Source organism: Chitinivorax sp. B (assembly GCF_005503445.1).
Lineage (GTDB): Bacteria > Pseudomonadota > Gammaproteobacteria > Burkholderiales > SCOH01 > Chitinivorax.
In genome coordinates this window covers 1-9,268 of the sequence record NZ_SCOH01000077.1, presented here as the reverse complement: position 1 = coordinate 9,268, position 9,268 = coordinate 1, and the positions used below count along the sequence as shown (strand labels likewise).

Genomic DNA, 9,268 nt, shown 5'->3' with positions numbered 1-9,268 from the left:
AGACCACCGAACTGGACCGCCTCGGCCGCAAGCTGGGCACGCTGGATGCGGACGGTCGTTACGAAGGCGCGCTGGATACACAAGGCCAACATGCGCTGGATGCGTTCGGTCAAGCCAGCCAAGTGATCAACCGGGCGGGTGGGGTCACCCGCAACCAATACGACCGCCTGGGCCGGCTGACCCAGGAAACGCTGGCGGCCCGGGCGCAAGGTCCCGCCGGGCAGAATGTCGATGTGGTCAATGTCTACCAATACGACAGCCTGGGCAACCGTACCCGCAGCATCGAAGCCTACGGCATCGCCGAACAGCAACGCATCACCGACTACCGCTACGACGCAGTCGGCCGGCTGACGCACAAGATCGGTCAGGCGTACACGGCATTTGATGCTAGCGCCCTGCAGACCCCCACCATCACCCCAGTCGAGTTCAGCCGCTATGACGCAGCCGGCCGGGTGATTGAACAGATCAAGGGTGGCAATTGGGTCAATGGTCAGGTTACCGGTGGCGTGAGTACCCAGTTCTGGTATGACGCGGTCGGCAACAAGATTGCCCAGCATGACCCGGTATGGGCCGTGATCAAGTGGGATTACAACCCAGCCGGTCAAGTCATTCGCGAAAGTGCCTACGCCACCCCCGTCCAGCCGACGGAGCGGAAAATAGGTGGTCTACCGCCTGCCGTTCCCGCCTCGGAAGAGGATCATGTGCAGTACTTCAAGTATGACGCCTTGGGCCGTAAGCTGGAGACGATCATCGAAGGGGTGACCTATTTTGATCCCACTGCGGGTATTGATGCACAGATCAAACAAGGCGCCATCAGTACCCGGGTGGTGTACGACGCCGTCGGCAATGTCATTGAAGAAATCGATGCGCGCGGTAACAGCGCCTACCACTGGTATGACAAGGTGGGCCGCAAGGTGCTGTCGGTGGACCGGGAAAACTACCTGACGGTGTGGGACCACCATTACCGCGACACCAGCGATGGCCCGGACAGCCTGCGCCGGCTGGAGACCCGCTATGCCAAGAAATACCCCACCTCGGTCGCCGGCAAGACTGCGGCCGAGATTCTGGCGACCCGCGAAGGCGATCCGGTCAACGACCGCGTCACCGTCACCACGCTGGACCGACTGGGCCGGGTCAAGGAAGTGCGCATCCGTGGCGTCGAGTTTGACCGGATTGTGGACAGCAACACCGGCGCCAGCACGCTGACTCCGGGCAGTGGCCGCGGTGCCTTGGCCGATGCCATTACTCGCTACGACTACGATGGCTTGGGTAACGTCAAACAGATCAGCCAGCTGACCTCGACCAGTGCTCAGGGTGAGGTGTGGGAGACCACCGACCTCGTCCTCGACCAATGGGGCCGCGAACGCAGTCGCCTGGCGCCGGGCTATCAGTCAGCCGGCCAGACTATCCGCCCGCAGACCGACACCACCTATGATGGCTTGGGTCATGTCAGCCAATTGATCCAGCGCGGCCTCGTGCAGGGTCAGCCAGACCGGGTGGTGAGCTATCGCTACCAAAGTGATCGGCTGGTGGAGATGCAGGGCACCGACCGTACCACCGAACGCTATGACTACGACGCCTTGGGCTTCGTCAGCCGCAAGACGCTGGTGGATGTGCAGGATGCCGATGGCAACCGCAGCCAGCTGATCACCGAGTACCAGAACGACCCGTTGGGTCGCGTCAAACGGCAACTGGACCGCGGCACCGGTGAAGTGCGCCGCTTCAGTTACAACCTGTATGGCCAGATCAATGCCAAGGGCTTGGGGGATAACAACCTGTGGCAGGAGAACATTGCCTATAACCAGGTTGGCAAGATCTGGAAGAGCAATAGCCAGGGTGGGGTGACGCAACTGTTCCTGTACGACCAGAACGGCAACACCACCCGTGAGATGAAATCCTCTGGCAATGATCTGTCGCTGGTGAGCAGCGAATCGCAGATCGCCAACCGCAATGACGTGGTTTACCACATCAGCCGTTACGACCGGCGCAACCAGCTGATCGAGACCATCGACCCGCGCATGGATGCGCTGAAGACGGCGAGTGATGTCGGGCTGCTGTATGGCAGCCAGCTCGGTGAGCCACAGGGCGATATCCAGGTGGATAAGGGCGGTGGGTTGACACCGGTGCCGGTCAAGGGCGGGCAGGGCAGTTACGGCCAGGCAGTGGGCAATGGGGACTTTCTCGCTGGCGCGAAATTTGACAATCGGACGGCGACGGTTCACCCGGTGCTAGCGGGTATCGACACCACCGCTGGCACGGCCAGTTCGGAGGTGCGTGTTGTCAGTTTTGATGGGGTGAGTGTCGCCACCACGACCACGTCAGGCGGTCGGGATAAAACCACGTTACTCAATGGGGCGTGGACGGTGCCGGCGCACCTGCCACCTGGCCTGTATTGCATCAAAGGTCAGCAGGGTGAACTGCTCTCTGAGCAGGTGTACAAGCCGGACGGGGTGGCGATCGCCATCCAGCCACGGGTGGACAACAGCCTCACCCGAACCCGGAGCAGAGATGATGCGCCAATGGTTTACACCACCAATGTCCACACCTTGCGCTGGACGCCCACGACCGGCAGTACGACTGCCCTCGATATTCACGCAATCAGTGTCAGGGCGGCTTACCGGGTCAGTGGCAGCGAAGATGCGCATGAGGAACGATATGGCACGGAGGTGTTCGCTCAGCAGCCGCTGCGGCGCGCGCAAAGCTTCATCCTGGCGAATGCCCTGGGTTCGTCATCCGGACAACCCCCGATCGTGTCGGTGTTTGGCGGGGGGCATCCCATCAGCCTGACGCCCGCCAGGACGACCGGGGGGACTACGCAGATCGAGGGCTTATATGAACTGAATGCGCAACAACTGAACCTCCAGGTCAACGGCTCCTACCTGCTGGTGGTCAAGAGTGGCAACACGGTCAACGGCTTGCATGTCAATGTCACGGACGGGGCAGGGCCGACGCCCAAGCAGATCGTGGGGGTGAAGACGGTGGGTCATGCCGGCGCGGCCGGGCTGGCCTATTTCCACGCCAACGGTGTGCCGGACACGCGCGTTGTGCTGTTGAACATGAAAGCGGGCCAGGCTGGCGTGGTGCGGGCTTATTACCGGACCACCGACGCAGGCCCCTGGCTGGATGCGGGGGTGCAGAACTGGGGCACGCTCGAATCCAACAACATGCTGGTGGTGCCGGCCACGGCCAGCAAACTGCTGGTGGAACTGGCGGATGGCAGCCTGTGGCAGGGCTGGCCGCAGGCGGCAGACCAGTTGACCGGCGGGGCCACCTGGCTGCAACGGGCGACCCGTTCAGCCGAGATCGCGCGCTTCAATGTCACCCCCCATGCCAAGGTGTCGGGGGTGGTCCATCGCGATGTGAACCTGCAGTTTGAGGGGGTGGCGGACAGCAACGGCGTGTTCGTGCTGCGGGATAGCAGCTTTGTGAAGGTGCCGCCCGGGATCAATATTCAACGCGAATTACTGGTCGGCCGCATTCGACAGATCTCCTTGACCGCCAGTCACACACCGGGCGGCCATCCGGTCGATGCCTTGTCGGTCACCGACTTGAACCCGTTTGCCCCCAGCAGTGCGATCAACATGGCCGGCAACGGCTACCGCCGGGAAATCAAGCTGCGCCTGCCCAGTACCACGGCGCTGACCGGCACCTTCACCCTGACCGGCAGCAACGGGGCCAAGCTGGCTTACCCGGCCAGCGGGGTCCCGCGCGACGGCGAGTATGTGGTGCTCTCGATCGCCGGGCTGGCCGCGGGCAACGGCAAGCTGAGCTACACCTCGCCGGATGGCGGCTTCGACGCGGACCTCACGGTCAACGCCGATGGCACATCCAGCCTTGCCAACTGGCGATCCATCACCAAGAAGCCGTTGGTGCCGATCACCATTGCGGAGACCGCCCGGGTGGTCCTGAAGGTGATGGAAAACGGCCAGCTGCTCAGCACCGTCAACCTGCATGCCGATGTCACCGGCACCGTGAAGTGGGACGTATCGGCGTGGCAGACGGGCAGCCCGCGTGCGCTGACGATCAGCTATGAAGCCTTTTCTTTCAACGCCGCCCGCGTCGGCGCCGGCACGGCGCAGGTGAGCATTGCCGCCAACGGCGAGGTGTCGGCCACCTTCCAGGCGGAGCGCAAACCCGCCTTCATCCGCTTTGACCAGACCGCCCAGGCCGCCCGGTTTGTGCTGACCGTCAAACCGCGTGGCGAAACCGACTGGGGGAAGGCGACGGTGCTGCACTATGGGGCCAACCCGCCGTTTGCCGTACCGGCCGGGCAACCGTACCCGCTGCCGCCGGTGCTGGACGAAACCCGTATGGCCCAGCTGGTGCCCGCCGCCGGCACCCAGGCATTCGACTATCGCTTCGATGCCTTCGACAGCGCCAATCAGCCGGCCTTCCATGGCCAGGGCGGCTTCAACGTCACCGCCAGGGGGGAGGTCACCATCACCGCCCAGCAGGCCAACAAGCCCACCCTGGTCAACCTGCGTGGGCCGCGCGGTAGCCAGGCAGCGCGGGTCAGTGTCGAACTGTACGACGGCGCGACCCGGCTCCTCAAAACCGATCTGGCTGGCGGTTACGACCCGGAGAAGCAGTATGCCACCTTCCGCTGGGATGCCAGCCAGTTCGCACCGCTGCAAGGCACTAAGTCCTACCAGATCAAACTGGTGATGTACGACGCCGCCGGCCAGCCCCTGCGCAACAAACTGGGCGAACTGATCCGGCTGGATGGGGTGTTGAAACTGCACGGTAGAACCGATGAACTGGGCAATCCGCTGACCAATCCGAATCAATACGAACTGCTGCAGGAAACCAGGATCATCTATGACCGCGGATCCGTCCAGGTTCGCAAACAGCTCAGCTACAACGCCTTCGGGCAAGTGGCCGCGGAGATCGATGACCGGGTCCGGGAACGGGCGGCCCAGATGATTGCACTGCATGGCACCGCCACCGCCGTCAACGATGCCGCGCTCACCACCCGCTTCGAATACAACGCCTTGGGCCAACTGATCCGCAAGACCGACCCGGAAACGGACGTGACGCTGGCGAACAGCTTCCGCCAGCGCATCAAGCCGGAAACCCGCTACGGCTATGACCTGGCCGGGCGACTGGTGAGCCAGCTGGATGCCAACGGCCACGCCCAGACCCAGCAAGTACTGGCCGGCTCGACCGCCCAGCAACTGAAAGTGCTGACCAGCTGGGATGGCGCCGGCGGCCTGCAGCGCATGGACTACAACGCCTTTGGCGACAGCGTGCTGCGCATGGCGCGGGTGCGGCAAGACCAACACGTGGTGAACGGGGTCGAGACCTGGGTGGAGGTCTTCAACCACACCGGCTATGTGTACGACGGCGCCGGGCGGCTGGTGCAACAACAGCAGCGCGGCTTCAACGGCCAGGGGGTGGTGCGCTGGTCGGAGCTTGGCACCCCGGTCAATGTGGGCTGGCTGACCGACCGTTACACCTTTGACGGGCTGGGCCGCCGCATCAGCCGCGCCAATGCCCTCAATGAGCGGGAAAAAACCGATTACGACAGCCTGGGCCGCGTGATCCGCACCGTCAGCGCCGGTGGCACGGACACCCGCTATCAGTATGAGCTGATCAACGCCGGCGGGGCCGCAGATGGCGACCACATCCAGGGCGCCGGTGGCAAGGATTACGGCGGCTACCGCAAGACCACCCACCACGCCAACGGCCGCAGCAGCGTGGAATGGACCGACTACTTCGAGCGCAGTGTCCGGCGGCGTGATCTGGAAAACCGCCAATTCGACTATGGGTATAACCATGCGGGTTGGCTGACCAGCCAACAGGGCAGTGGTTACGACCATAATGGCAAGCAGCACCTCAGCTATGACTACTACGCCAACGGTTACCTGCAGGTGGCGCGGGACTGGACCAACCTGACCGGTGCCTGGTACAGCTATGACAACTCGGGCCTGCGGACCGGGGAATACTATGGTGGCATTGAAGCCAGCGGTGCCGAAAAGAAAAACAGCTTCAGCCAGCGTGCCGAACTGCGCTACGACGAACTGGGCCGACTGGCGCAGGTGAAGGACCAGCTGGCGTTCGAACTGGACTATGAATACGACGCCGTCGGCAACCGCCGCCGGGCCCGCGCCTACTATCACGACGGGGTGCAGGGCTTACGGCAATATGACGACTTCTGGTACCTGTACGACCAGGCCAACCGCTTCACCACCTCCATGGGCGGGCTGCTGGACACCACCACCGGCCAGTTCACCGACGCCCATCAACGGGCCAGCAGTGCGACCGACACCCGCTTCGGGATTGATGTGGTGCACAGCAAGCACGGGGTGCAGCTCAGCTATGACTACGCCGGCCAGCGGATCGGCGCGTACTCGGCCAAATCCAAGGTCAGCGAAGCCTACCGCTATACCGCCGATGGCTTCCTCGAAAGCAGCCTGTTCAACGGCCAGCTCAGCGCCCGGCGTACGCTGGACAAGCTGGGGCGCACCATGGTGTACGAGGACCTGAAGAACGGCAAGGTAGCAAAAACCGACTACGACCAGGACAACCGCGTGGTCAAGGAAACCCGCTACGACCAGGGTCAGGCCGGGAACACCGCCACCCATGAAACCTCGCGCTACTTCTATTACCAGCGCGGGCAGGACGATCAGCACACCGCCAACAGCAGCGGCAAGGGCGAACTGGCGCGGGTGGAAGCCTATCGCGGCAGTGACTTGAGCTCGACCCGTCGCTATCGCTATCAATACTGGGATGCGGCCAAACAACTGCAATTGACCGCCACCGGCAAAGATCTGCCGAAAGACGGGCGCATCGACCTGCAGTACGACAGCAATGGCTATATCCGGTCCACTTATGACGAGGAAGGCGCCCGCCAGACCGCTTACATCGTCTCGGCCAACGGCCAGATCATGCAGCGCCACGTCACCTTGCCAGATGACCAAGGCGGACAAAAGCAGTTCGACCACTGGTATTACTACGCCAACAACCAGCGGGTGGGGGACGTCGCCAATGACCCCGAAGCCTTGGAAACCCGCCTGTCCTACGCAGAACAACTGGCACTGAAAGCCAAGACCGTCAGCCTGGAAGCGCTGTACAAAAACGCCAAACCAGTGACCTCGGCCGACTTCGACCAGAACTACGAACCGATCAACGAACAGTACCCCGGCAACGCCCCCGGCACCTACACCGTGCGCGGCAACAACGAAACCCTGCACAGCATCGCCCGCAGCCTGTGGGGCGATGAAGCCATGTGGTACCTGCTGGCGGACGCCAACGGCCTGAAGGGCAGCGAAACCCTGACCCCGGGGCAGAACCTGGTGATCCCCAACAAAGTCACCAACATCCACAACAACAGCAACACCTTCCGGCCCTACAACCCCGGTGAAGCCATGGGCCGGATCGACCCGACCATGCCCAAGCCGGTGGTGAATGAAAAAGGTTGCGGCGACTTTGGCCTGATCATCATGATCGTGGTAGCGGTGGTGGTGAGTGTCGTCACGGCCGGGGCGGCCTCAACCGCCATGGCCGGGGCGGTGCAAGGGGCTGCCGCCGCCAGCGCCGCCAGTGCAGGTGCAGCCGCGGGGGCGGTGGCCGCCGGGGCCGTGGCCACCTCGGCGGCGGTCAGCACCGCCATCTCCGTCGCCAGCGCCGCCATCGGCGCGGCAGCGGGGTCGATTGCCAGCCAGCTGGTGGGCAAGGCCATGGGCAATGTGGACAAATTCAGTTGGACCCAGGTCGGCATGGCCGCGCTCAGTGCCGGTGTCACGGCCGGTGTGGGCGGCGCAATAGGTTCAGCGGGCAGCGCCACCAGCGCCGCCGCCAGCAGCAATGGCCTTGCCGGCCTGATGGGCCTGAACGGCTGGGCAGCGGTGGGGGTCAATGCCATGATCGGCAACGCCCTCAGCCAGCAGCTGATGCGCGCCGCCGGCTGGCAGGATGGCTTCCAGTGGAGTCAGGTGGCCGGGGCGGGGCTGGGCGCAGCAGCGGGCAATACCATGAGCAGTGCCAGCCAGGCACTGCGGTTAAGTGGCTGGCAGGGCCAGCTGCTGAGCCAGTTCACCGCCGGCACGGTCAGCAGCCAGGTGAGCACCCACCACTTCCGGCCACGGGCCTTGCTGGTGAATGCGATCGGGCAGACCCTCGGCCAGCAGGCGGTGGACCGGATCGACGAATGGGAATACCGCCGGCTGCAGAACCAGTCGGCCCGCCAGCAGGAAGCGGCCCAGGCCGAGCGCAACCGGCAGTTGGCGGGCAGTGGTACCAGTGCCAACCTGAAGACACCGCAGCAGAATCCGTTCCCGCTTGACCCGATTGCCAACGTCGATCTGACGCAGGAACGGCAGATCACTCGTCAGGCCAATGCCCCGTCGATGGCAATGGGCGATGCTGATCCGGACGATACTTATTATGATCCGGTGCAGGAAGCGAAAGGCTGGTCGCGGGACTATGGCCGCAGCATCGGTCGTACCCCGGCCGTACAGCCAGAGCGGATTACGACCGATAACGGGCAACCGTGGCGGGAAGACGTCACTGCCACCCATCTGGTGCAGCGCACCCAAGCCGAATCGGACGCACACCGGGCCGCCCTCGCCGCGCAACTGGCGACCAGTCAGGAAGCGGCACGGAATGAATTCCAGCAGGCCGGCATGCGTATTGCTGGTGGCGCAGCCGGGGTGTTGAATTCATTCGGTAGCGCCATTGCGGGCGGCGTACGCATGGTCAACAACCTCGGTTGGCAGGTAACCGATATGGTGACGTTCGGGGCCTTCCACGACACCGGATACATCCAGCAAGCCCATGGCGAAATGGGGGCACTCGGTCACGCGATGTTGAACCCGCGAGACACCTATCAGCGGATCAAGTCAGGCTTCCAGCAGCAATACGCCTTGGCTGATCAGTTGGAGGCAAATGGACAAACGTTCAGTGCAGCAGCACTCCGGGGAAGTGCAACCGCCGACATAGCCGGCATGGCGCTGGGTGGGGGCCAACTGGGTGTGGCGGGCACGAAACTGACGGCTGGGCTATCCAGACAGGCGCTGAACGCGATGCATACCCCGGTCAGCAATGCGGCCGGCTATCTGCGTGCCAAAGGGCTGCCCGATTGGAATGTCCTACCGCCAGCCTATTCGCCGGGGGTGTTGTATTCGAATCCGTTGCCTGTTAGATTGGAGCGGGTAGTTCCAAACAGGGCGGGCGGTATTGGACTGAATGGATCTGGTCCCACGGCACTTATTGCCCGTGACCCGGTTAGCCTTGCCGCACAGCGTCGCTTGAACGCCTTGGATGGTGA

At 63.4% G+C, this 9,268-nt stretch carries 1 pseudogene; it reads left to right on the top strand.

The features are described 5' to 3' along the window. Positions 1–9,268: pseudogene (locus FFS57_RS23720) on the top strand (hypothetical protein); the annotation flags it as partial.